The following is a 23,763-nucleotide window of genomic DNA, read 5'->3' on the forward strand; positions in this document are numbered from 1 at the left end:
TTTTTTATTGCGAGAAATTTTTATCGGCAACCTGTTTAGTTCACGGTCTTGTTTTGCACCGGTGTTGCTATCGGCGCTTGTGTCGTTTCATTCAAACCACCGCCTAACGACCGATACAGATCAATCGCATTGTTCAAACGCAACTGGCGCGTCTGGACCAGTGCTTGCTGCGCTGAGAACAGATCGCGCTGGGCAACTAACATATCAGTCGAACTGGCGATGCCGTTCTTGAAGCGCAAGTCCGTCAACTTTACCCGCTCTTGTTGCGCCATCAGAAAGGCTTGCTGCGCATCCAGTTGTTCAGCGAGCGCGCCGCGTGCCACCAATGCATCAGCGACTTCGCTGAAAGCGGTTTGAATGGTTTTCTCGTAATTAGCGACGGCAATATTTTTACGCACTTCCGATAAAGTCAGATTGGCGCGATTGCGTCCACCTTCAAAAATCGGCAACGTCAGTTGCGGAATAAATGACCAGGTGCGACTGCCTGCCGCAAACAAATCTCCTAGTGATGAGCTGGCGTTACCAATACCTGCAGTCAACGATATCCGCGGGAAGAACGCGGCGCGGGCGGCACCGATGTTCGCGTTGGCGGCACGTAACTGCTGTTCTGCAGCGCGAATATCCGGGCGTCGAATCAGCAAGTCGGATGGGAGCCCGGCCGGAATGTCTGTCACGATCTGTTGTGACGCCAGCGTTTGTGGTGCCGGCAGATCAGTGATTGGCGTGCCGACCAGTAAAGTGAGTGCGTTACTTGCCTGGCCCTTTTGACGGGCTAAGGTCGCAAACGAAACGCGGGCGGATTGCACCAATGTTTCCGACACGCGCAAGTCTAGTGCGGACGATGCACCGACATCAAACCGCATTTTTGCAAGCTTGTAATCTTGCAATCGGCTGTCCAGGGTTTGTTGTGCAATCTCTTGCTGCTCAGCAAAAGAACGCTCGGCTAAGTATGCTTGGGCGACTTGCGACACCAAAGTAATTTGCACCGATAAGCGCGCTTGTTCAGTCGATAAGTAGCTAGCCAGCGCAGCATCCTTGAGGCTACGTACGCGTCCAAAAAAGTCCAGCTCAAACGCCGTCATATTCAGCCCGACTGCATACGAGGTGCCGACCGGTGCCTGACCGGGTATTAACTGGCTTGCAGCGGAGCGAGCGCGGGTGCGGCTAAAGCCGCCATTAACATTGGGCAATGCATCGGCAGCGGTGATGTCGTACTGCGCACTGGCGGCTTCGATGTTCAATGCTGCGGTGCGCAGATCACGGTTGTTGACGAGAGCTGCCGCTATCAGCGTTTGCAGGCGCTGATCGGGAAAGAATTGCCGCCAGCCTAGCGCCACTGCGTCGGCTTCAGATTGCGTCGTCGCAAATTCACCGGCAGGGAATGTTCCCGCAACCGGAGCTGTCGGACGCACGTAAGTTGGTGCCATACTGCAACCGGTCAGGACGCCTGCCAGCAACAGAGCGCTGGTCAGGTTTTTTGGTAAAGAATTAAACATTCTGGTCCTCCACATCAATTTTTTTGTGCGCGGCGTATATCTTGTTCTGACGCTCGCTACCCTTGAAGAATTTACGTACCACAACGAAGAAGACAGGTACCAGGAATACTGCTAAAACGGTCGCAGTAATCATCCCACCCATTACGCCGGTACCGATAGCACGCTGGCTGCCTGAACCTGCGCCGGTCTTGATGGCGAGTGGCAGTACGCCAAGGATAAACGCCATGGATGTCATCAGAATTGGGCGGAACCGCAGGTGTACCGCTTCCAGCGTAGCTTCGATGAGGCCTTTGCCTTGTGCTTGCAAGTCTTTTGCAAATTCAATAATCAGAATCGCGTTTTTGGCCGACAAACCGATAACCGTAATCATCCCTACTTTAAAGTACACATCGTTTGGCATACCGCGCAATGTCACACCGAGCAATGCACCGAGAATACCCAGTGGCACCACCAGCATTACTGCAAACGGAATAGACGTGCTTTCATATAGCGCAGCCAATACCAGAAACACCGCTACTAACGACAGCAGATACAACATTGGCGCTTGCGAGCCTGAGGTTTTTTCTTCTAGCGACTGACCTGTCCACTCAAAGCCAAAACCAGGCGGCAACTTAGCCGTCAGCGCTTCCATTTCGTCCATTGCTTCCCCGGTACTGTGACCCGGTGATGCGCCGCCAGAAATTTTCATTGCCGGATAGCCGTTATAACGGGTCAACTGGACCGGTCCGCTAATCCAGTGGGAAGTGGTAAAGGACGACATCGGCACCATCGTTCCGGCTGTATTTTTGACATACAGCTTGGCCAGATCTTCGGGTTGCAGGCGCTGCGGTGCATCCGCTTGTACGATCACCCGTTGTTGACGTCCCTGATTTGGGAAATCGTTCACATAGGCCGACCCAAGCGCAATCGATAGGGTGCTATTGATCGCATCAAAAGTGATGCCCAGTGCATTCGCCTTGTCGCGGTCAATATCGAGTTGCAGCTGCGGCGCATCTTCCAAACCTTCTGGACGCACACCCGCCAGGACTTTACTTTTCGCAACCATGCCGAGTAGTTGATTGCGTGCCGCAACCAAGGCGTCGTGGCCTAAACCAGCACGGTCTTGCAAGCGGAAAGTGAAACCGGTGGCGTTACCCAGTTCGGGGATAGGCGGCGGGTTCAATGGATAGATGATCGCATCCTTGATTTTTGCAAACGCGCCAAACGCAGCGCCAGCAATAGCATCGGCAGATTCGCTCGGGCCACGCTGGCTCCAGTCTTTGAGCGGAACGAACACCAGACCGGCATTTTGACCATTACCGGAGAAGCTGAAGCCAGTAATTGCGACCACGTGTGCCACCGCAGGCAACTTGGCGTAGTACTCTTCGATCTGCTTGATTACGGCCAATGTACGATTTTGGCTGGCACCGGCAGGCAACTGGACGTTGGTGACGATATAACCCTGATCTTCACTCGGCAAAAATGACGCTGGCAAACGCGCATACAACAAGCCAACGCAGACCACGATCGCGCCGTAGACCAGCATGTAGCGGCCGGTTTTGGTGAGCATCTTAGCGATAAACCCTTGATAGCTGGTAGTCGTGGCGTTAAAGCGACGATTGAACCAACCGAAGAAGCCTTTTTTCTCGTGATGATGTCCGGCCTCTACCGGCTTCAGGATAGTGGCGCACAGCGCGGGTGTCAGCGTAAATGCCATCAGTACCGAGAAGAACATTGACGCAACCATCGACAACGAGAACTGGCGATAAATCGCACCGACCGCACCGCTGAAGAACGCCATCGGAATAAATACCGCGATCAGTACCAACGTAATACCGATCAACGCACCGGTAATTTGTCCCATTGCCTTGCGCGTTGCGTCACGTGGCGACAAACCTTCTTCGCTCATGATCCGCTCAACGTTTTCGACCACCACAATTGCGTCATCGACCAGAATACCAATAGCCAGCACCATACCGAACATCGTCAGCACGTTGATCGAGAAGCCGAACAACAGCAACGTCGCAAAAGTACCCATCAACGCCACCGGCACGACAATGGTTGGAATCAATGTGTAGCGAATATTCTGCAAGAACAGATACATCACCAAGAACACCAGGATAATCGCTTCGATTAACGTCTTCACCACTTCTTCGATCGATATCTTGACGAAGGTTGAGGTGTCGTACGGGACGGTGTATTTGACACCAGCCGGGAAGTATTGGGACAACTGTTCCATTTTGGCGTGCACCGCTTTAGCAGTGCCGAGCGCGTTGGCGGTAGGTGATAACTGCACACCGACGAACGAGGTCGGTTTGCCGTCCAGGCGACCCGCTGTGGCATACGATTGACCACCGATTTCAATCCGGGCCACATCACGCAGACGCACGACCGAGCCATCTTTGTTGGCGCGCAGTTGAATCTTGCCGAATTGCTCAACGGTATTTAATTGGCCAGTGACGACGACCGTAGCGGAGATTTGCTGTGTGCCCGGGCTAGGTAAATCACCGATAGTGCCGCCTGCGACCAGTGCATTTTGCGCCTGAATAGCTGACTTAACATCGCCGGGCGTAAGGTTCAGACCGACCAGTTTGGCTGGGTCAATCCAGATACGCATGGCACGCTCGGTACCGAATAGCTGCGCCTGGCCCACACCCGGCACACGCTTGACTTCATTGAGCACGTTGCGCGACAAATAGTCACCTAGCGCTACTGGATCAAGTTTGCCATCGGTAGAGGACAAACCGATAAACATTAAAAAGTTACTACGTGATTTGGTGACTTGCACACCTTGCTGGGTGACGGCCGCTGGCAATCGCGCTTCAACGCGCTTTAAGCGATTTTGTACATCCACCGCTGCCAGATCGGCATTGGTATCAGGAGAAAACGTCACCGTAATTTGCACTGCGCCGTTGGCTTGACTTTGCGATTCCATATATTGCAAGCCGTCGGCACCGTTCATCTCTTGTTCAATCAGGCTGGTCACGCTGTCGTCCAGAATTTGTGCTGTCGCACCTGGATAATTAGCGCTGATCACGATGGTTGGCGGTGCGATGGACGGATATTGTGATATTGGTAATTGCGTGATCGCTAAAACACCCGCAAGCAGGATGAAGACAGCCAGCACCCACGCAAAAACCGGGCGATCAATGAAAAACTTTCCCATGTGGGGGCTCCTTATTTAGCTTTGGACGTTGTATCTGCGGGAGCGCCAGATGTGGCGGAGGCAGCGCTGGCTGGTGCCGCTGCAGTTACCGGTGGAGCTGTTGGCGAAGTTGGTGCGGTCGCGCCGGATGTTGCTGCTGCAGGGTTGTTCCATGCGACGGCCTTAACGACGGCACCGGGCTTGATTTTCTGCGACCCTTCAACAACAACCTTGTCGCCGGTTTTCAGGCCTTCGGTCACAATCCATTTGTCGCCTTGGGCGTTGTCTGCTTTGATAGGCCGCGCAACAACCTTGTTGTCCTTATCGACGATTAAGACAGAGGCACCGGTCATGTCGCGGGTGACGGCTTGCTGTGGCACGGTGATGGCCTTATCGTTGACTGCTTGTTCCAGTCTGGCGCGAACGTACATGCCCGGTAATAAACTATGATCAGGATTAGGAAATTCAGCGCGGATACTGACAGACCCGGTAGTCGGATCAACGGTCAGATCAGAAAATAACAGTTTGCCGCTTTGCGGGTAGGTGTGACCGTCTTCGGTCACCAGCGTGACTTTAGCCTGACCTTTACCGACGCTCTGCAACTGACCGCTTTTCATCGCTTGTTGTAGCTTAAGGAGATCGGTACTGGATTGTGTCAGATTGACGTAGATCGGGTCGATTTGTTGCACCGTGGCCAATTGGGTTGCTTCGCCCTGACCAACCAGTGCGCCTTCTGTTACCAGTGCGCGACCGATACGGCCTGAAATTGGGGAGCTCACTGTGGCATAACCAAGATTCAGGCTGGCAGTCTGGCGGGAAGCTTTGGCTCCAGCGACATCAGCGGCGCCTTGTTTTTGCAATGCTACAGCATCATCGTAGTCCTGCTTGCTGACTGCGTTGGCTTCGACCAGCGGCTTGTAGCGTTCAGCTTTCAACGTTGCTTGGGTGAGATTGGCTTCTGCTTTGGCGAGCGTCGCTTGCGTGCTTTGAAAGGTGGCTTGCAACTGGGCCGGATCAATGCGGAACAAGACCTCGCCAGCTTTTACGTCACTACCTTCTACAAAATTACGTTTTAGAACGATGCCAGCGGCGCGCGCACGCACTTCGGCAATCCGGGTCGCTTCCAGCCGACCGGGCAACTCGGAGGACAAAGAAAGGAGTTCGGGGGCAATAGTGATTATCGCTACTTCGGAGGGCGGTGGGGCAACGGGCGCATCGGGCTTTTTGCCGCAGGCGGCAACTGTCGAAAGTAGTGCAATGGCTAATGCCATACGTGTAAAGCGGAAAAGTGAGCCTTCTGATTTCATAAGATTTCTCGCACGTTAGTGTAGTTGGTACCGTTTAATTGTAGTGCTGATGTATACAACGCCTGCCGGACTTCAGATTGGGGCAACTTGATGGCATGAAAAATGGAGCAAGTCGATATTTGTAGCCCCGATGCTGTGCGTTGACTGGTAAAGTATGGCGGATGTGATATTATACATACATTCGTGAATGTATGTGCTTCGAAGATAGATAAATGTCGCACATGCACATATTGTGAGGCGAGGAGATGATTGATAATGGCTAGATGTACGAAAGAAGAGGCGCAGGAAACGCGCTCGCGTATCCTGGATGCAGCGGTGGAGGTCTTTTATGCGCAGGGCGTTTCACAGACATCGTTAGCGGATGTTGCCACTGGAGCAGGTGTTTCGCGTGGCGCAATTTATTGGCATTTTACCAATAAAAGTGACCTCTTTAACGCTATGTGCGAACGCGTCAAATTGCCAATGGAAGCATTGATTCGTAATAGTGCCGATGAAGGCGCAGTCGATCCGCTGGGACAATTCCGCAGTTGGTGCCTGTTTGCACTGGGCGAGGGCGTCAATAATGCGCAAACTCGCAAGATTTTCGCTACCATTTTACATAAATGTGAATTTGTCGATCCCACGGATCCAATTTATATACGCCAGCGCGAGTGCTTTTTGGAGGGACGCGTTAATATTCAGCGGATTCTGCGATATGCGGTTGCAAAGGGGCAACTGCCGCGTAATTTGGACCCAATACTTGGGGCGATTATGGTCCAGTCTTTACTATCGGGCGTATTAGATAATTGGCTTTTTATCCCCGAGAGCTTTGATCTCGGTAAGCAGGCCGCTAATATAGTCGACCTGTGCATTCATTCGCTGAAGACTGCGCCGATGTTACAAAAGAGCTGATTTTACAGAGGGGTGCACCAACAGAACCGTTAAAAAATCAGGCAAGAGGTGCGTTCAACCCGCTTTAATAAACCGGCATGGTGGTATCGACCTGTTGCGCCCACGCATGGATACCGCCCGTCAGGTTAAATACATTAGTAAAAAGATTACGTTCTAAAAATGCTGCCACGGACATGCTACGTGCCCCATGATGGCAAATACAGACGATTTGCTGGTCTTCCTCGAGGTCATTTAGACGGCCAGGAATGGTTTGCATTGGGATCAATTGCGTATCAGCTATATGGCAGGTTGCATACTCCCACGGTTCACGCACGTCTAGTAAAAACGGCGTCGGACGGTCTGGGTCAGCGATCCAGGCAGCTAGTTCGGGGGCGGTAAGATGTTGCATCGTGTGCTCGTCAGAGGGTGTGCTAAATCAGAATTTAAAATGCGAACGCGGCGCAACACCGCGGAGTGGCCGAGCGCTGGTCTCAAAAAGATTACGGGTATCGTAAGCGGCTCCAGAGACGTGCGTAATGACTTGTGCCGTCATAACCGGCGCTTCGCCAATGATAGCCACAATGCGACCGCCAACGTTTAATTGTTCCAGAAACGTGACCGGCAATGTAGCGAGCGAACCCGAAATGATGATGACATCGTAGGTTGTCTCTTTGCCTTCGAGCCAACCTTGTGCGCCATTACCTTCTACTACTTCGACGTTGCGAACCCCATAAGCGCTTAAATTTTTCTCCGCAAACGCTGCCAGTTGCGCGTCTATTTCAACAGTCACTACATGACGCGCCTTATGTGCAAGCAATGCCGCCATGTAGCCCGAGCCGGAGCCAATCTCCAGAACGCTCTCATGCTTCTTCACCGCCGCTTCCTGTAACAAGCGCGCTTCTACTTTTGGTGACAGCATGCTCTCGCCACCATCGCCAGGCAGTGGAATCTCTGTGTCACTGAACGCCAGACTTCTATAAGCCGCGGGTACAAATTCTTCACGCCGCACAACCGTTAGCAGGTTCAAAACGTCCAACTCCAGTACATTCCAGGGGCGGATTTGCTGTTCGATCATATTGAAGCGTGCTTGTTCGATATTCATGGGCGAATGGTCAATAACGGGATAAAAGAGACATTCTATCAAGGACGCCTCCAAAAACCTACAACGTCGCCTGATTTCGCTTTGAATGATATATCAGCGCCAGGTTGCGGGCGTATTTACTGCTCATGCGTTATTGCTGACATTGTTTACTTTTTGAGCAAAATTTTAGTCGCAAGAGAATAGCCATTTATGGCTATTAATAACTGTGTATGGTTTAAAATGCGCCTTTGAATCTGAGAGTGATAGCGCAAATGATTATGGGATTAATTGCCAACTTGTCACATTCTCATCAATCACCGTTGGTCGCGGTAGCAGGGGCGGCCTCCCTCGAAATTGCGGCCTCGTGCCGACCAGGCTGCGGCGCTTGTTGTACTGCGCCCTCCATTTCCTCAAAGATTCCCGGGATGCCGAGCGGTAAACCCGCTGGCGTGCGTTGCGTGCAACTCGACGACGAAAATAAATGTCTGATTTTTGGTGCGCCCGAACGACCTCTTGTGTGTGGCAGCCTGCAACCATCGGCGGAAATGTGCGGCAGCTCTCAAAAAGACGCGATGCATTATCTCGATAGACTGGAAGAGTTAACGGGGTAAAGGCTAAAATCGTAATGCAGGCCGGGTTTATGCGCAACCTGAAGTGTAATCGCAGGCTTGAGGTGTTACCGTAGGTAAACCAAACTTGGTGGAAAATCGGGATGCTTAACGCCTGAGAGAAAATGAAGCGGACAAACTATCAAGGATGTAGATGAAAACAAAACTTCTGGCGGTATTTACCCTGATCACCGCATTCTTTTTGAGTTCCTGCGCGATGTTGATCGGCACCCGCGACGTTGACTTTCCGCTGGAGCGCTTGCAACAATCGCTGAACAAACGGTTGCCATTTACAAAACGTTACCTTGGGCTCATCGAGGTAACGGCCAGTCACGCACAATTGGCGTTTGACCAGCCACAGGGGCGTTTACTGGTGGATATGGATGTCACCATGGGCTTGCCCATCACTGGCAAGTCATGGAGTGGAAAACTATCGATGTCAGGCGTGATCGCCTTGGACGTGGCGCAAAACGCGGTGGTCTTAAACGATGCGCGTCTGGATAAGGTCGCTTTGGATAATCTGGACACTGCCTACAGTGGTCAGGCCATGCAAATAGGAAATTTGCTGGCACGCGAGTTATTGCAGAGCGTGCCGTTGTATCGCTTCAAACCGGAAGACTTGCGATATGTCGGGGTGACATTCGCGCCGACCAAAATCGTCACTAAGGCAGATCGACTCGTAGTTACTTTTGAGCCACAAAAATGAGTGATGTCCAAGGTCATGACCAGCGTTGGATGGGCATCCGGTGGATTGTTGTAGCTGTTGTAGCTTTTGGTGGGCTGCCACGTCTCACGACGCAGGGTTTGACCCTGTTGCATCATGCGGATAACTGCTCACTGGCAGCGGTGACGCTTTCTTTCGTTTTCTTTCACACGCATTTCAGCCAAAGCTAAATCAAACATGGATCTTATTCTCGCGTTAAAAGTCATCATCATGGGCGTGGTCGAAGGGCTGACCGAATTTCTCCCTATTTCTTCCACCGGACATTTGATATTAGCGGGCAGCTTGCTTAACTTTGCTGAAGACATTGGCCGTGGTAAAGCCGAAGTATTCGATATCGCGATCCAGGCGGGTGCAATTTTTGCCGTCTGCTGGGAATATCGGGCGCGCATCGCCGCGGTCCTGCGCGGCTTGACCACTGAACCCAAAGCACAAAAATTAGTGATTAATCTGATCATCGCCTTTATTCCTGCGGCGGTAATGGGTTTACTATTCAGTAAAGTTATTAAAGAAAAATTGTTTTCGCCGGTACCAGTCGCCATTGCACTGGTTATTGGTGGTTTTGTTATTTTGTTGGTCGAGCGCCGCAATAAAAGTCGTAATGCGACCAGAAGTCGCGTCGAAACGGTAGACGATATGACCGCTCTTGACGCGTTAAAAATCGGGTTCGCGCAAGCCTTTGCGCTGATACCCGGCACCAGTCGCTCGGGTGCCACCATTATTGGTGGCATGATGTTTGGGCTCTCACGCAAAGCGGCGACGGAATTTTCATTTTTCCTCGCAATTCCGACATTGTTTGCCGCCACCATCTATTCGCTTTATAAGGACCGTGCTCTGCTGAGCGCAGCCGACATTCCATTATTTTCTCTCGGTACGGCAGCCGCTTTTATTTCAGCCTTCTTTTGTGTGCGTTGGTTACTGCGCTATATCGCAACCCATGACTTTACCTTATTTGCCTGGTACCGCATTGTGTTTGGCCTGATCATATTGGTCACAGGGTATACCGGTATCGTGACTTGGGCTCATTAATTTGGGTCGCAAACAGGAGCCGTATACAGGGAGCCTATACCCTATACAGGGAGCGTATATAGGGAGCATATTACGACGCGTTCACAGCGTCATCGGACTGAGTATCAGGCATTAATCTTAATTCTGGGCTCTGATTAAGCGCTCTTCGCGGTTTAATCATCGGATTTACACAATCTTTCAGTTATATTTTTTGTTTAAACTTTGTAAATCGCCCTGCACAAATGGAGAATAATTTGGCAAATGTTTGTTCCGCCGGTTTGGATATCGGCTTCGCGTCACTTGATTATGTACAGATTGGGATACTAGGCATCATTCAGGGAATTTCTGAGTTATTACCTATTTCTTCGACCGCGCATATGCGGATTGTCCCGGCAGTATTAGGTTGGCACGATCCCGGCTCAGCATTTTCGGCAGCGATGCAGCTTGCCGCGCTGGTCGCGGTCGTTAGCTATTTCTGGCGCGATGTGCGCCAGGTCACGGTCGGCAGCATCACCGCATTGCGCAAGCGTGATTATCGTAGTCCATCGTTAAAATTGGGAATAGCCATTTTGGTCGCCACGATACCAATTGGTATTGTCGGACTAGCGTTAGCGCCGGTGTTGAATGCATGTAATTCCCCATTGCGTAGCCTGACGGTAATCGGTTACGCATGTATCGGCATGGCGATTTTGCTGGCGCTGGCGGAACTCACCGCGCGTCATCGTCGTACGGTCGGTGAGATGCGCATGCGCGATGCTGTGATTGTCGGCCTGGCACAGGTGGGCGCGTTGATTCCCGGTGTATCACGGTCGGGTTCAACCCTTACAGCGGCATTATTTCTGAACTTTAAACGCGAGGAAGCCGCACGTTTTTCTTTCCTTTTAGGCCTGCCCGCGATTGCACTGGCTGGCTTCAAAGAACTATGGCATCTGCTGCATGCGCACATGCCAATGGATGCCTGGCTGCTATTATTATTTGGTCTGGTAGTCGCCAGTATTTCAGCATTTTGTGCGATTTGGGGCTTGATGAAATTCCTTGAAAAATTCTCTACCTGGCCGTTCATTATTTATCGTGCCGCATTAGGGATATTTTTGCTGGTTGCCGTTGGTAATGGATTCCTTCAGTAACAAGTGCTGAAAGATTGCTGTATGGCGTGGCAGGTTTATGTTTATTTAGGGAAACCTGCCCGTTTTATTTCTTGTAATACTTAACTTCGTTTTTCTTCGTTTTAATTAATGTCTGACCAAAATAATTCGCAAGCGCTACAAATCCTGCAAACCATTTTCGGCTATCCGTCGTTTCGTGGCCAACAGGCAGAGATTGTCGGTCACGTTGCCGGCGGCGGGGATGCGCTCGTATTGATGCCAACTGGCGGCGGTAAATCGTTGTGCTACCAGATTCCTGCAATGCTGCGTGAGGGCGTCGGTGTTGTGGTGTCGCCATTGATCGCATTAATGCAGGACCAGGTTGACGCATTGGCCGAAGTCGGTGTGCGCGCCGCGTTTTTAAATTCTACGCAGACCTATGAAGAATCATCGCAAATAGAACGCCGCGTCCGTAGCGGCGACCTCGATTTGGTCTATGTAGCGCCAGAGCGCTTGCTGACGCCGCGTTGCCTTGATTTGCTGGAGGCATCAAAAATCGCGCTGTTTGCGATTGATGAGGCCCATTGTGTCTCGCAATGGGGTCATGACTTTCGGCCCGAATATATCAAGCTGTCGATATTGCATGAGCGGTTTCCTAATGTGCCGCGGATTGCGTTAACGGCGACTGCCGATCACCAAACGCGCGAGGAAATCGCATTGCGTCTGCAGTTGCAGGACGGTGCAAAATTTGTATCGTCGTTCGATCGTCCTAACATCCGCTATCAGATTGTAGAAAAAGCCAACGGTCGCAAACAATTACTCGATTTTATTCAGGCAGAACACCTCGGTGATGCTGGCATTGTCTATTGTTTGTCGCGGAAAAAAGTAGAAGAAACCGCTGAATTTTTGACGCAGCAAGGCATCTCTGCATTGCCTTACCATGCGGGTATGGAATACGCCAAACGCAGCAAAAACCAAGGTCGATTTTTGCGCGAAGAAGGCATCGTCATGGTCGCAACGATCGCTTTCGGCATGGGTATCGACAAGCCCGACGTACGCTTTGTTGCGCATCTTGATTTACCTAAAAGTATTGAAGGCTATTATCAGGAAACCGGTCGTGCCGGACGTGATGGCGGTCCTGCCAATGCCTGGATGGCGTATGGTCTGCAAGACGTCGTCCAGCAGCGCCGCATGATTGACGAGTCCGAGGCAGGGGAGACTTTTAAGCGGGTGCAAAGCGTCAAGCTTGATGCAATGCTAGGATTGTGTGAAACCCTCACTTGCCGACGTGAGCGCTTGCTGGATTATTTTGGCGAGAAATCAACCCGCTGCGGCAATTGCGATACCTGCATGTCACCGCCGGTTTCGTTTGATGCGACCGTGGTTGTGCAGAAATTGCTATCCACCATTTATCGGGTCGATCAACGTTTTGGCGCCATGCACGTGCTGGATGTATTGCGCGGCATCGACTCGGACAAGGTCAAGCAATGGCATCACGATGCGCTTTCCACGTTTGGTATCGGCAGCGATCGTAGCGAGCAAGAGTGGCGTGCCATTTTGCGGCAATCGATAGCATTGGGTTTGGTCAGTGTTGATCATGAGGCATATAGCGCGCTGAAGTTAACGGATGCAGCCAAGCCAGTTTTGCGAGGTGCGCTGCAAGTGCAATTACGCGAGTATCAAAAGCCGATCAAGCAGAAGCGGACGAGTAGCAAACCGAAGGGGTATGTTGAGTCTGACTTGTCGAGTATTGAACAGGTAATTTTTGATAAGTTACGTTGGTGGCGGGTAGAAACTGCACGCAAACATAATGTTCCAGCTTATGTGATCTTTCATGATGCGACCATGCGCGAGATTGCGAAGGCGCGGCCCGGTTCTCTTGCTGATTTGCGGGGGGTTAGTGGTGTGGGAGAGAAGAAGCTGGAGACTTATGGTGCAGAAATTGTGGAGTTGATTGGAGGGGTCTTGTAGATTGTGGGCTAATGACTGATTTCATTGTTAATTTTCTGTAAATCATCCGGGCGGAATGTTAATGCCAATTTCTAATCCTTCCAGAGAGTACTGTCATAGGGGATCGATTGGTTATCAGCGTGGCTAAATTATTCGTACGCATGAGATATGAGTTTGGACGGTGTTTAAAAGCCCAAATAAAATCCAACAAGAATGTCAGCGTAGTCTGGCTTGCTGACTGTTATGTCTTAAAAAAATTTTAAACTTTTGATAACGGCAATATTATGCTTCCGTTGCACCCTTTATGCACCCTTGTACAACCCAAAATTCATTCGTTAAAAGTACTTCTAAGACACTGTCTTCATACCAAATACGCATAAGTGAGCGCTGCCAGTCTGCTAAAATTACGGTCTTTTCACTAGAATTATTGGGGATAGCAGCGTATGGATTCGATGATCGACAAAAAAGAAGAACTTCGCCAGCAATTACGTCAGGCTGCGCTCGAATATCACGAGTTTCCAACTCCGGGCAAAATTAGCGTTACACCGACTAAAACACTCACAACGCAACGCGATTTAGCTTTAGCCTACTCGCCGGGCGTTGCGGCAGCATGTGAAGAAATCGTCGCTGACCCCGCCAACGCTTTTCGCTACACAGCACGCGGCAATCTGGTCGCCGTCATCACTAATGGCACAGCGGTACTCGGACTTGGTAATATCGGTCCTCTCGCGTCCAAGCCAGTGATGGAAGGTAAAGGCGTGTTGTTTAAAAAGTTTGCCGGTATTGACGTCTTTGATATTGAAATCAATGAGACCGATCCGGACAAACTGTGCGACATCATCGCCTCGCTCGAACCAACGTTTGGCGGTATTAACCTTGAGGACATCAAAGCACCGGAATGCTTTGAAATTGAGCGTAAATTACGCGACCGGATGAAAATTCCGGTATTTCATGACGATCAGCACGGTACTGCGATCATCGTTGGGGCCGCTATCCTGAACGGCCTGAAGGTCGTCGGTAAAGATATTAAACAGTGCAAGATGGTCGTTTCCGGCGCAGGCGCCGCAGCGCTGGCTTGTCTGGATTTGATCGTTGACCTCGGGTTTCCTATAGAAAATATATTTGTCACCGATCTGGCTGGCGTGGTGTACGAAGGCCGTGTCGAACTGATGGATCCGGACAAGTTGCGTTTTGCGCGCAAGACCGAGGCACGTAAATTGGCAGACCTGATGCCAGGCGCGGATATCTTCCTCGGCTTGTCTGCGGGCGGCGTGCTGAAACAGGAAATGGTCAAGGTCATGGGACCACGTCCACTGGTGCTGGCATTAGCCAACCCCAACCCTGAGATTTTGCCGGAAGATGTCAAAGAAGTGCGAGACGATGTCATCATGGCAACCGGGCGTTCGGATTATCCGAACCAGGTCAATAATGTTTTGTGCTTCCCCTACATTTTCCGCGGCGCACTGGATTGCGGCGCAACGACGATCACCCGCGAGATGGAAATTGCTGTAGTGCACGCGATTGCAGAGTTGGCGCAAGCCGAGCAGTCCGATGTTGTTGCAGCGACTTACGGCATCGCCAATATGTCGTTTGGCCCTGAATATATTATTCCTAAGCCATTTGATCCGCGTCTGATGATCAAAATTGCACCTGCCGTGGCCAAAGCCGCAGAAGCGTCTGGTGTTGCTGCACGTCCGATTCAGGACATGGAAGCCTATATCGAGCGTTTGCAGCAATTCGTCTATCACAGCGGGACTTTCATGCGTCCGTTGTTTCAGATCGCCAAAAAGGCACCGGCTGCAAAAAAACGTATCGTTTATGCAGAAGGCGAAGAAGAACGCGTATTGCGGGCAGTACAAATTGTAGTGGATGAAAATCTAGCCAAGCCGATTCTGATTGGTCGCCCTGCGGTGTTGAAGCAGCGCATTGAGCGTTTCGGATTACGGCTGAAACTCGACGTCGATTTTGAAATCATCAATCCTGACTTTGATGAGCGTTACCGCGACTATTGGCAGACTTTCTATGCCATGACTAAGCGTCAGGGCATCACTGAGCAATACGCCAAGCTGGAGATGCGCCGTCGACATACCCTTATCGGCGCGATGGCAATCCATAAAGGACACGCCGACGGGATGATTTGCGGAACTTACGGTACGCACGATTTGCATCTTTCATATATTGATAAAGTGATTGGCCGGCGCGAGGGCGTTAACGTCTATGCGGCAATGAATGCGCTTATTTTGTCGGGCCGTCAATTGGTGCTGGTCGATACGCATGTCAATGAAAACCCCACCGCAGAAGAACTGGCAGAAATCACGATTCTGGCAGCAGAGGAAATGCAGCGCTTCGGTATCAAGCCGCATGCAGCCCTGTTGTCGCACTCAAATTTTGGCTCCAGCAACAGCGCATCGGCGCAAAAAATGCGCAAGGCATTAGCCATCGTGCGTGAGCGTGCGCCGGATCTGGAAATTGATGGCGAGATGCACGGCGATACTGCCCTCGATTCTAGCTTGCTCAAAAAAGCGATGCCCGATTCGCCATTAAAAGCCGATGCAAATTTGGTAGTGATGCCAAATATTGATGCCGCTAACATTGCATATAACTTGCTTAAAACAACGTCAGGAAATGGCGTTGCTGTGGGGCCAATTTTGCTGGGCTGCGCTAAGCCAGTGCACATCCTCACGCAATCGGCAACGGTGCGACGGATCGTTAATATGACGGCGTTGTGTGTGGTGGATGTGCTTTCGGACCGGCAGTAATTAAGCTAAGTACAAGTGAAATGTACTGATGTTGATGTGCCGTTTGTACGTATTGATAAAAGGCAATAAAACGCACTTAATAGGTGCGTAACGTGCTAAATCTGCCTGAGTTTAATTGCGGTCAGCGCGGCCGTAATCAAATTTAGGCAGCATGGGTTTCATGCAGCGCGCCGTCTTGTTAGCTATCCATTAGCAAGCTACGACTTCGTTCTGTTGCTATCGGTCGCTTGAAAAAGCGCCTTGCACCGTGAGCCCAAGTGTTGTGCGTTACCTAGTCTTTAACACCCCTCTATTTTATTTTCTTGCCGCTTAAGTGGAACGCGTCCCGTTTGCACATGGGTCGCTGCATGATCACAATGTCCCGGCTGATCGTCAAAAAACATATGTGGTTTAAACGCCGCCAGCACATCAGACTTAGCCACACCGCCCATGAAAAACGTCTCGTCGATCGTCACATTCCATGCGCGTAAAGTACGAATCACGCGTTCATGCGCGGGGGATGACCGCGCTGTGACCAGCGCAGTGCGAATCGGTGCGGCGCGCCCGTCAGGATTTTTAAAATTATTTTGAATAAACGATAGCGCTATGAGCAGTCTTGCAAAAGGGCCTTCCGGCAACGGTTTCATGGCGTTTTCTCGCTCATGCCGTTCAAAGGCCTCAATCCCCATCGTCTGAAAAATGCGTTCAGATTCATCCGAAAAAATCACCGCGTCGCCATCAAATGCAATGCGGATTTGATCCAGCTCTTCATTGGCGTGCTGGGCGCTCTGTGCCGTTGGCATTTGATACAGCAATGCCGCTGCGGTGTCTGAATTGATCGCCGCCTGTACGTCATCCTCATGCAGCGATAAAAACAGACTGACATTGAACGCATGCAGGTAAGGTGCCAGCGATGCACCACCGGACAATACTGCGCGGGTGATGTCCAGTTCGTAGTGCTGGATGGCGTTAAAAATGCGCATTGAGGTCTCGCTCGAATTGCGCGACATGATAACGACTTCCACCAGGCGTTGATCAGCGGTGAGCCGGTTAAGCTTCAGCAGGGCACGTACCAAAGCAAACGCAGCGCCCGGTTTAAGTATCTGGTTTTCGTTTTGTAGCTGATGTTGCTGGTACGCTGCAAGCCCCTGAGTGCGAAAAATCGCCTCCTCCACTTCCAGATCGAATAGTGCGCGGGAGGAGATACCGACGACGAGGAGCTTATCAAGAGAGACGGGCATTGAGGCTGACCGGGTTAAAGGAGAAGGTTTATTATAAGATGCGGAGCTGAAAAATTTGGACGCCGGGTCAACCTGACATTCATAATAGACTTTACTATTTACGCGCCCTAAACTGTCTTACGCAAACTCCAGCCTAAAATATCGCTCATGAAAAACTTTTTTATTGCCGTACTACATGTCTTGAGTCTCCTGACTATATCGATTCTTTTCGGTTGCGGGGGCTACGCATCGATGCCGGGCGGAGGGTCAGCGGTGCAAATGTATGGCACCATCGACACCGGCGTGACGATGCAATCCCGATAGGCAAGTGGCAATCTAACGACAAGTGTAGGGCGCTTTGATATGGATGGCTTAATGAGGGATGTCTGCATCGTTATTGCGCGCCAGTTTATACAATTATCCGCTTTTCTTGTCAGGAGTGTATGCGCTCGTCAGGAAGTCGGCCATCGCACCAGATTGGGCGGATATCGTGTCTGTCACACCTGAAGTTGTCGGAGGAAACGCAGCCGCTTAGCAGGGAGCACAGTGTAAAAATGGCGAACGCTGTTTTCATGGGCTAATCCTGACAAATATGTGGGAGATTAATATGGGTACGCTATGGTCTAACGTGTTTTGAAGGGCTTGGCCCGGTTTAACCGGTTTCCGATCGCTGCACCTACGCTGGCGATACTGCATGCCCCTCAGTCAGTGACGAAGGCGTGGCAATAAACTCTTCTCATTTATCGGTTCCCCATTTCCATTTTACTTTAGCGCTTTTATAATACTCTGTCTGCTCTCCATCTTGCGCGAGTTTGAATGACGCTAAGTTTGAGGGGCGCTGAGTTTAAGTGGCGCTATAAGGGGTAATAAATACAATTCCTCAGCTTGGCAAGATTCAAACGCACAAATTAGGCATCCCGATGCCGCAAGGGACTACAGCGCGCTGCGGGCAGATAAATTACATGGACAGTTAGTTATCATCTGGCTATGCTTTAGTTTCGGGAAGGGTGGATATGAGGGAAGGGCATCCACGCGCTATGGCAGTTAATCTACCAATAGTAGGAATCAAGAATAGATATTTTTGATTAAAATGGCCGAATTTTTCGTCCACAGGATATTTTTTACGAAGTCCCTTGGTTGAAGGAACGTGCCATGGTGGTTGAAGCAAATAAAACAGTTATGGTAGCTAAGGAAGGTGACAATGTCGCCATACCAAATGCCAGCGCGGACGCAAAGAAATACGCGGATATGGCAGGCTTTCCAATTGTAGGTATTGGCGCTTCTGCGGGAGGTTTGGAGGCGTTCGAGCTATTTTTTCGGCCGGTCCCGGCAAATTGCGGAATGGCTTTCATTCTCATTTCCCATCTCGATCCTGATCATGCCAGCTTATTGACTGAGATATTGCAACGTACCACCGAAATGGTAGTGTCGGAGGCACATGACCTGGAGGTGGTGGAACCCAATCGTGTCTACGTCATTCCCCCCAATCGTGATATGACGATAAAAGCCGGTACGCTGCATCTGAGTGTCCCAAAAGTACCACGTGGGCAGCGCATGGCCATCGATGTATTTCTTTCTTCATTAGCCAAGGATCAGGGGCCTAAAGCCATTGGAATTATACTTTCAGGCACAGGCACCGACGGTACTATCGGACTCACCGCGATCCTTGGGGCTGGTGGCACTTCCTTAGCTCAGGAACCATCGACAGCCAAGTATGATGGGATGCCGCGTAGTGCGATCAACGCGGGATGCGCCCGTTACACTTTTCCCGCTGAGAAGATGGTCGCCTATTTGTTAGGCAACTCGGTTGAGATGCCGATTTCTCCAGCGCAAGTCCAACCCCCAAAAAGCTCGGCGGACAGTGTCAGCAAGATATTACAATTGCTAAAAAGCGGTGCCGGACACGATTTTTCGCTCTACAAAAGTAATACTATTTGCCGTCGTATCGAGCGACGCATGGCTACCCATAACATACCCGATATGGAAATATATACACGGTATCTTGGGGAGAATCCGAAGGAGGTGCAGATACTTTTTAAGGAGCTGTTAATCAACGTCACGCGCTTCTTCCGTGACCCTGAAACCTTTATCATTCTGAAGCGGGACATTTTATCAGCTTTGGTAAATGATAAAGCAGCGGAGATGACCGTGTTAAGGGTGTGGGTCGCCGGTTGCGCTACCGGTGAAGAGGCGTATTCCATCGCCATCATTTTGCGTGAGTTGATGGAAGAGTCGGGGCGGGAGTGTAGGGTGCAGATTTACAGTACCGATCTCGACGATGAGGCGATAGCGGTTGCGCGCGTCGGGTTTTATGTAGCGGGTATTTCCGAGGATATCTCGCCCAAGCGTCTGCAACGGTTTTTTATCAGCGATGGCACAGGTTACAGAATAAAAAAAGAAATTCGTGAGATGGTGGTGTTTGCGGTGCATAACATTTTAAAAGACCCACCCTTTACCAAACTCGATTTGCTTAGCTGCCGCAACGTGATGATTTATCTTGAGCCGGAATTACAAAACCGGCTTATTCCTTCTTTTCATTATGCGCTCCGGCCAGGTGGTACATTGCTACTATCACCCTCCGAAGGAATAGGCTTACACACAGAATTGTTTGTTCCGATAAACCGTAAGTGGAAATTATACAAATCGGTACCATCAACCTCGCCGGCCCGTCTGGTCCCGGCCCGTGACCTGTCGTGGACTGCAGAAATTCGAAAAAAAATTCCAGAGGAAATTATCAAAAAGACGAGTGAAAACAATTTTGCCGAATTGACCAAGCGGGCATTATTACAAGCCTATGCGCCAGCATCGGTCGTTACCGATCTGAAGGGAGACATTCTTTATGTGCATGGCGATACCGGTAAATATTTGCGTCCGGCACCGGGGCAAGCCACGCTTAATGTGATTGATATGGCGCGTGATGGATTGCAGTCTGAGTTACGCGTCGCGGTCTATGCCGGTGCTAACCTCGGCACTTCAACACTGCTTAAGGAGATAAGGCTACAAACAGTAGATGGGACGCAGTTGATGAGTGTCAGCGTCCGGCCACTATCAGAGCCTGACAGCAAACAAGGCTTACTGTTAGTGAGCTTTAAGGATATTGCGCAATCCCCTGTGGACATTGCCAATGCTGATGCGCATCCTGCCAGTTCAGAAGAGTTGCGCAAGATAGATGAATTGGAGAGGGAGCTAACATATGTTAAGGAAAGTCTCCATTCCACCATTGAAGAGCAGCAGAACTTTAATGAAGAATTAAAGTGCGTCAATGAGGAAATGCAGTCTACAAACGAAGAATTGCAGTCCACCAATGAAGAATTAGAGACGTCTAAAGAAGAGCTGCAGTCCGTCAACGAGGAACTGGTGACTGTCAATGCCGAACTGGAGGCCAAAATAGAGCAACTGGCCGACATGCAAAATGACATGAAAAATTTGTTGGAAAACATTCACGTGGGCACGATTTTTCTTGATCAGAAAATGCACGTGCGCAGGTTTACCAGAGACGCGGTGCGGATCTATCGTTTAGTACAGTCCGACATGGGGCGTTCGCTGGGGGACATCAAGTCTGATCTGATTGGCGAGGACCTGTTGCGTGAAGCGCAGACTGTGCTCGACACGTTGATACCCTTTGAGCGCGAGGTAAGTACCTCCAATGGCGAGTGGTATCTTGCCCGCGTTCAGCCCTATCGCACGCTCGACAATGTGATTGACGGAGTGGTCCTGACCTTCACGGATATCACCGAACATATCAAGGCTATTGAAGCGCGCGAGGCCCAACATTTGGCAGAAGGCATTATTAATACAGTGCGCGAGCCGCTAGTGGTGCTGGATGGGGCATTCAGAGTGATTTCTGCCAGCCAGTCGTTCTATCGTGAATTCAGGGTACAGCCCCAAGATACGGTGGGTAATCTGATTTATGATTTAGGTAGTCGGCAATGGGACATTCCGGCTTTGCGTCAATTGCTGGAAAGCGTTCGGCAGCATAATCAAACCTTTGAAGATTATCCGGTCGAGCAGGATTTTCCGACCATCGGACGTCGCAAGATGCTGCTCAATGCACGACGAATTGTAAGTAAAACAGGCGAATCCAATTTGATTCTACTTGCTGTCGCGGCGGTCACATGAAAGATAAATCAGGTATGGCAGAGGTACAGCGTCTGGAAGCGGAAAGCGAGCTTGCGCGTACGCCGTTGACATCCTTACCTGAATTTTCGCATTCTTCCCCAGATGAGATGCTGCACGAATTACGCGTGCATCAAATTGAACTGGAAATGCAAAATGAAGAATTGCGTCGGGCCCAAATTAGCCTGGAAGAGTCGCGTGATCGTTACCTTGATCTATATGACTTTGCACCGGTGGGGTATTTTACGCTCACCTCTGAGGGTCAGATTACCGAGGTCAATCTCACCGGGGCGTCGTTATTTGGTATCGAGCGCTCCAAATTGCTGCAGCGTCGTTTTGCGCGGTTTGTTACGATTGAGGATAAGGACCGCTGGCATCGTTACTTTATCGGCGTGCTGCGCAATAAGGAACAGCGCCAGTGTGAGCTTACTGTCCAGCGTCCGGACGGCAGCGCAATTGAAGTTCAACTAGACAGTTTACGCATAGATATTGCCGGTGGCGATGAGCGTACGCGTGTGGTGCGTGTCACGGTCACCGACATACATATTCGCAAACAAGCGGAAGTCAAATTGCATCTGATCGCTAAAGTATTTGAGCAAAGCGGAGAAGCGATCATGGTAACCGACGCTGACCGTACCACCATTATGGTGAACCAGGCGTTCACCACTATCAGTGGCTATAGCGAGGCCGAAACAATAGGCCAGAACCAGACCATGCTGCAAACCGATCACCACGGTGCCGATTTTTATCAAAAAGTGTGGGCAACGGTTGATCTGGAAGGACATTGGCAGGGAGAGATGTCATGCCGCAGGCGGGACGGACATGAGTACATGGGATGGTTTTTGATCAGTCGGGTATTGAATGCCGACAGCAATCCCTCCAATTACATCATGATTTTCAGCGATATTACCGAACATAAAGAGGCGCAGGCGCATATTCAGCGTCTGGCGCATTTTGATCCCCTAACAGGATTGCCGAATCGCTCACTGCTTAAAAATCGTATTCTCCACGATCTCGCCATTGCACAGCGTAATCAGAGCGCGTTGACGTTAATGTTTCTCGATCTGGATCATTTTAAAAATGTAAACGATTCGCTCGGCCATCAGGTGGGGGACCAGTTATTAATCGCATGGGCAAAGCGATTGATCAATGCAGTACGTGGGCAAGACACGATCTCGCGCTTAGGCGGTGACGAATTCATTCTTGTGTTCCCAGAGACCGATGCAATCGGGGCTGCACATTTGGTAGAAAAATTGCTGGAATTATCCCAGCAACCGTATCAGATTGAACAATACGAACTGGTGGTTACGCCATCAATAGGTATCGCCGTATTTCCCGGTGACGGCACCGATTTTGAGACCCTTTGCAGATGTGCCGACGTGGCAATGTATCGGGCCAAGCAAGCAGGCCGAAATGGTTTTCGTTTCTTTACGTCCGAAATGCAGGCAAGTTCTGCGCGCGTGATGATAGTGGAAAATGCGTTGAGGCATGCGCTGGAACGCGATCAGTTTCAACTGTATTTTCAGCCTCAGGTACGCTTAAGCGATAGCCAGCTGGTTGGCGCAGAAGTGTTGCTGCGCTGGGAACACCCAGAGCTAGGCCATGTCGATCCCGCTGACTTTATTCCTATTGCAGAAGACAGCGGACAAATTCTACAAATTGGAGAATGGGTATTGCGGCAAGCCGTGCGTCAATGCAAAGCGTGGATCGATAAGGGTTTGGCCCCCATATTGATCGCCGTCAATTTATCGGCGGTCCAGTTTCGCGACCCGCGTTTCCCCGAGTTAGTCATGCAAGTGCTGAGAGAGGAGCAATTGCCGCCGCAGTACCTGGAGCTGGAATTGACCGAAGGGGTCGCCATGGATAATCCCCTTGAAGCGATCATTATTATTAACCGACTGCTAGCCCACGGCATTAGCATGTCAATCGATGATTTCGGAACGGGTTATTCGTCGCTTAGTTATTTGCGACGGTTCGACATTAATAAGTTAAAAATTGACCAGTCATTTGTCTGCGAGATCGGTGCAAGCTCAGAAAATCGCGCCATCATTAATGCGATTCTAGGCGTCGCTAAAAGCCTGGGTTTGAAGACCATCGCGGAAGGCGTTGAATCGGAAGAGCAGATGACGTTCTTGCGGGAAAAAGGTTGCGACGAAGTACAGGGATTTTTCATAGGCAAGCCGCTTCCGGCGGAACAGTTCGAAGAAAATTTTGAGCGTCAAGTACTCTCATTGAATACGCGCCTGAAATAAAGCTTACGCTGGAATACGTTAAGCGCGCGTATGCAGCCCCTGTCCGTTTCTCTCCACTTATCTCTCGCTATCTTCCCTTATCTCGTCTTCAGTGAGCGCCACACGTGGCGCAAGCTAGTAGTCAGCATCATCCAAAAATCGGTAGCGACTGCCCCGCACACGCTTAAGGGCACTCGGCGGTCCTCAC

17 protein-coding genes are annotated in these 23,763 nt (G+C 50.6%); 11 read left to right on the forward strand and 6 right to left on the reverse strand.

The genetic code is table 11. The features are described from left to right. Positions 1 to 35: 35 nt before the first annotated feature. The 3 genes from HAV38_RS12305 to HAV38_RS12315 are packed head-to-tail and all read right to left on the reverse strand — an operon-like array spanning position 36 to position 5,927. The gene (locus HAV38_RS12305; protein ID WP_168055687.1) at positions 36 to 1,496 is read right to left on the reverse strand and encodes an efflux transporter outer membrane subunit; all 1,461 of its coding nucleotides are present in this window, start codon (positions 1,494 to 1,496) and stop codon (positions 36 to 38) included. Further along, positions 1,489 to 4,641, reverse strand: coding sequence for an efflux RND transporter permease subunit (locus HAV38_RS12310; protein ID WP_168055688.1), 3,153 nt, complete (start codon positions 4,639 to 4,641; stop codon positions 1,489 to 1,491). The genes HAV38_RS12305 and HAV38_RS12310 overlap by 8 nt, the downstream gene beginning before the upstream one ends. Positions 4,642 to 4,652: 11 nt before the next feature. Then, on the reverse strand, positions 4,653 to 5,927 hold the full coding sequence (locus tag HAV38_RS12315; RefSeq protein ID WP_168055689.1) for an efflux RND transporter periplasmic adaptor subunit: 1,275 nt from the start codon (positions 5,925 to 5,927) through the stop codon (positions 4,653 to 4,655). Between the two features lie 255 nt (positions 5,928 to 6,182). On the opposite strand from HAV38_RS12315, the gene HAV38_RS12320 reads away from it, so the two are divergent. Continuing rightward, positions 6,183 to 6,818: a TetR family transcriptional regulator gene (locus HAV38_RS12320; protein ID WP_168055690.1), complete on the forward strand. Its 636-nt coding sequence runs from the start codon at positions 6,183 to 6,185 to the stop codon at positions 6,816 to 6,818. A gap of 64 nt (positions 6,819 to 6,882) precedes the next feature. On the opposite strand, the gene HAV38_RS12325 is transcribed toward HAV38_RS12320, so the two are convergent. Both HAV38_RS12325 and HAV38_RS12330 read right to left on the reverse strand, forming a co-directional pair. Next, positions 6,883 to 7,206, reverse strand: coding sequence for a rhodanese-like domain-containing protein (locus HAV38_RS12325; RefSeq protein WP_168055691.1), 324 nt, complete (start codon positions 7,204 to 7,206; stop codon positions 6,883 to 6,885). Between the two features lie 27 nt (positions 7,207 to 7,233). Continuing rightward, positions 7,234 to 7,899 (reverse strand): protein-L-isoaspartate O-methyltransferase family protein, encoded by a 666-nt coding sequence (locus HAV38_RS12330; protein ID WP_168055692.1) that lies wholly within the window; start codon positions 7,897 to 7,899, stop codon positions 7,234 to 7,236. A 332-nt stretch (positions 7,900 to 8,231) separates the two neighbouring features. Between HAV38_RS12330 and HAV38_RS12335 the strand changes: the two genes are divergently transcribed. From HAV38_RS12335 to HAV38_RS12365, 7 genes are all read left to right on the forward strand, one after another. Further along, positions 8,232 to 8,489 carry a YkgJ family cysteine cluster protein gene (locus HAV38_RS12335; protein ID WP_245182361.1) on the forward strand — a complete coding sequence of 86 codons (258 nt, stop codon included), beginning with the start codon at positions 8,232 to 8,234 and terminating at the stop codon, positions 8,487 to 8,489. Positions 8,490 to 8,640: 151 nt separating this feature from the next. After that, the gene (locus tag HAV38_RS12340; protein WP_168055694.1) at positions 8,641 to 9,192 is read left to right on the forward strand and encodes a DUF1439 domain-containing protein; all 552 of its coding nucleotides are present in this window, start codon (positions 8,641 to 8,643) and stop codon (positions 9,190 to 9,192) included. Further along, complete coding sequence (locus HAV38_RS12345; RefSeq protein ID WP_168055695.1) at positions 9,189 to 9,380, forward strand: hypothetical protein; 192 nt, start codon at positions 9,189 to 9,191, stop codon at positions 9,378 to 9,380. The genes HAV38_RS12340 and HAV38_RS12345 overlap by 4 nt, the downstream gene beginning before the upstream one ends. 7 nt (positions 9,381 to 9,387) lie before the next feature. Then, positions 9,388 to 10,236 carry an undecaprenyl-diphosphate phosphatase gene (locus HAV38_RS12350; protein ID WP_168055696.1) on the forward strand — a complete coding sequence of 283 codons (849 nt, stop codon included), beginning with the start codon at positions 9,388 to 9,390 and terminating at the stop codon, positions 10,234 to 10,236. A 233-nt stretch (positions 10,237 to 10,469) separates the two neighbouring features. Further along, entirely contained in the window at positions 10,470 to 11,342 is an 873-nt protein-coding gene (locus tag HAV38_RS12355; RefSeq protein ID WP_168055697.1) for an undecaprenyl-diphosphate phosphatase, read from the forward strand. A gap of 108 nt (positions 11,343 to 11,450) precedes the next feature. After that, positions 11,451 to 13,271, forward strand: a complete 1,821-nt coding sequence (gene recQ, locus HAV38_RS12360; RefSeq protein ID WP_168055698.1) for a DNA helicase RecQ — start codon at positions 11,451 to 11,453, stop codon at positions 13,269 to 13,271. Between the two features lie 422 nt (positions 13,272 to 13,693). Then, complete coding sequence (locus HAV38_RS12365) at positions 13,694 to 16,009, forward strand: NADP-dependent malic enzyme (RefSeq protein WP_168055699.1); 2,316 nt, start codon at positions 13,694 to 13,696, stop codon at positions 16,007 to 16,009. A 278-nt stretch (positions 16,010 to 16,287) separates the two neighbouring features. On the opposite strand, the gene HAV38_RS12370 is transcribed toward HAV38_RS12365, so the two are convergent. Further along, positions 16,288 to 17,229 (reverse strand): 5'-nucleotidase, encoded by a 942-nt coding sequence (locus HAV38_RS12370; RefSeq protein ID WP_168055700.1) that lies wholly within the window; start codon positions 17,227 to 17,229, stop codon positions 16,288 to 16,290. 147 nt (positions 17,230 to 17,376) lie between these two features. On the opposite strand from HAV38_RS12370, the gene HAV38_RS12375 reads away from it, so the two are divergent. From HAV38_RS12375 to HAV38_RS12385, 3 genes are all read left to right on the forward strand, one after another. Next, positions 17,377 to 17,532 (forward strand): hypothetical protein, encoded by a 156-nt coding sequence (locus HAV38_RS12375; protein ID WP_168055577.1) that lies wholly within the window; start codon positions 17,377 to 17,379, stop codon positions 17,530 to 17,532. 828 nt (positions 17,533 to 18,360) lie between these two features. After that, entirely contained in the window at positions 18,361 to 21,327 is a 2,967-nt protein-coding gene (locus HAV38_RS12380; RefSeq protein ID WP_209216731.1) for a chemotaxis protein CheB, read from the forward strand. Then, on the forward strand, positions 21,324 to 23,576 hold the full coding sequence (locus HAV38_RS12385; RefSeq protein ID WP_168055701.1) for a putative bifunctional diguanylate cyclase/phosphodiesterase: 2,253 nt from the start codon (positions 21,324 to 21,326) through the stop codon (positions 23,574 to 23,576). The genes HAV38_RS12380 and HAV38_RS12385 overlap by 4 nt, the downstream gene beginning before the upstream one ends. The last annotated feature ends 187 nt before the right edge of the window (positions 23,577 to 23,763 follow it).

The sequence above is a fragment of the Glaciimonas immobilis genome, assembly GCF_011947285.1.
GTDB lineage: Bacteria > Pseudomonadota > Gammaproteobacteria > Burkholderiales > Burkholderiaceae_D > Glaciimonas > Glaciimonas immobilis.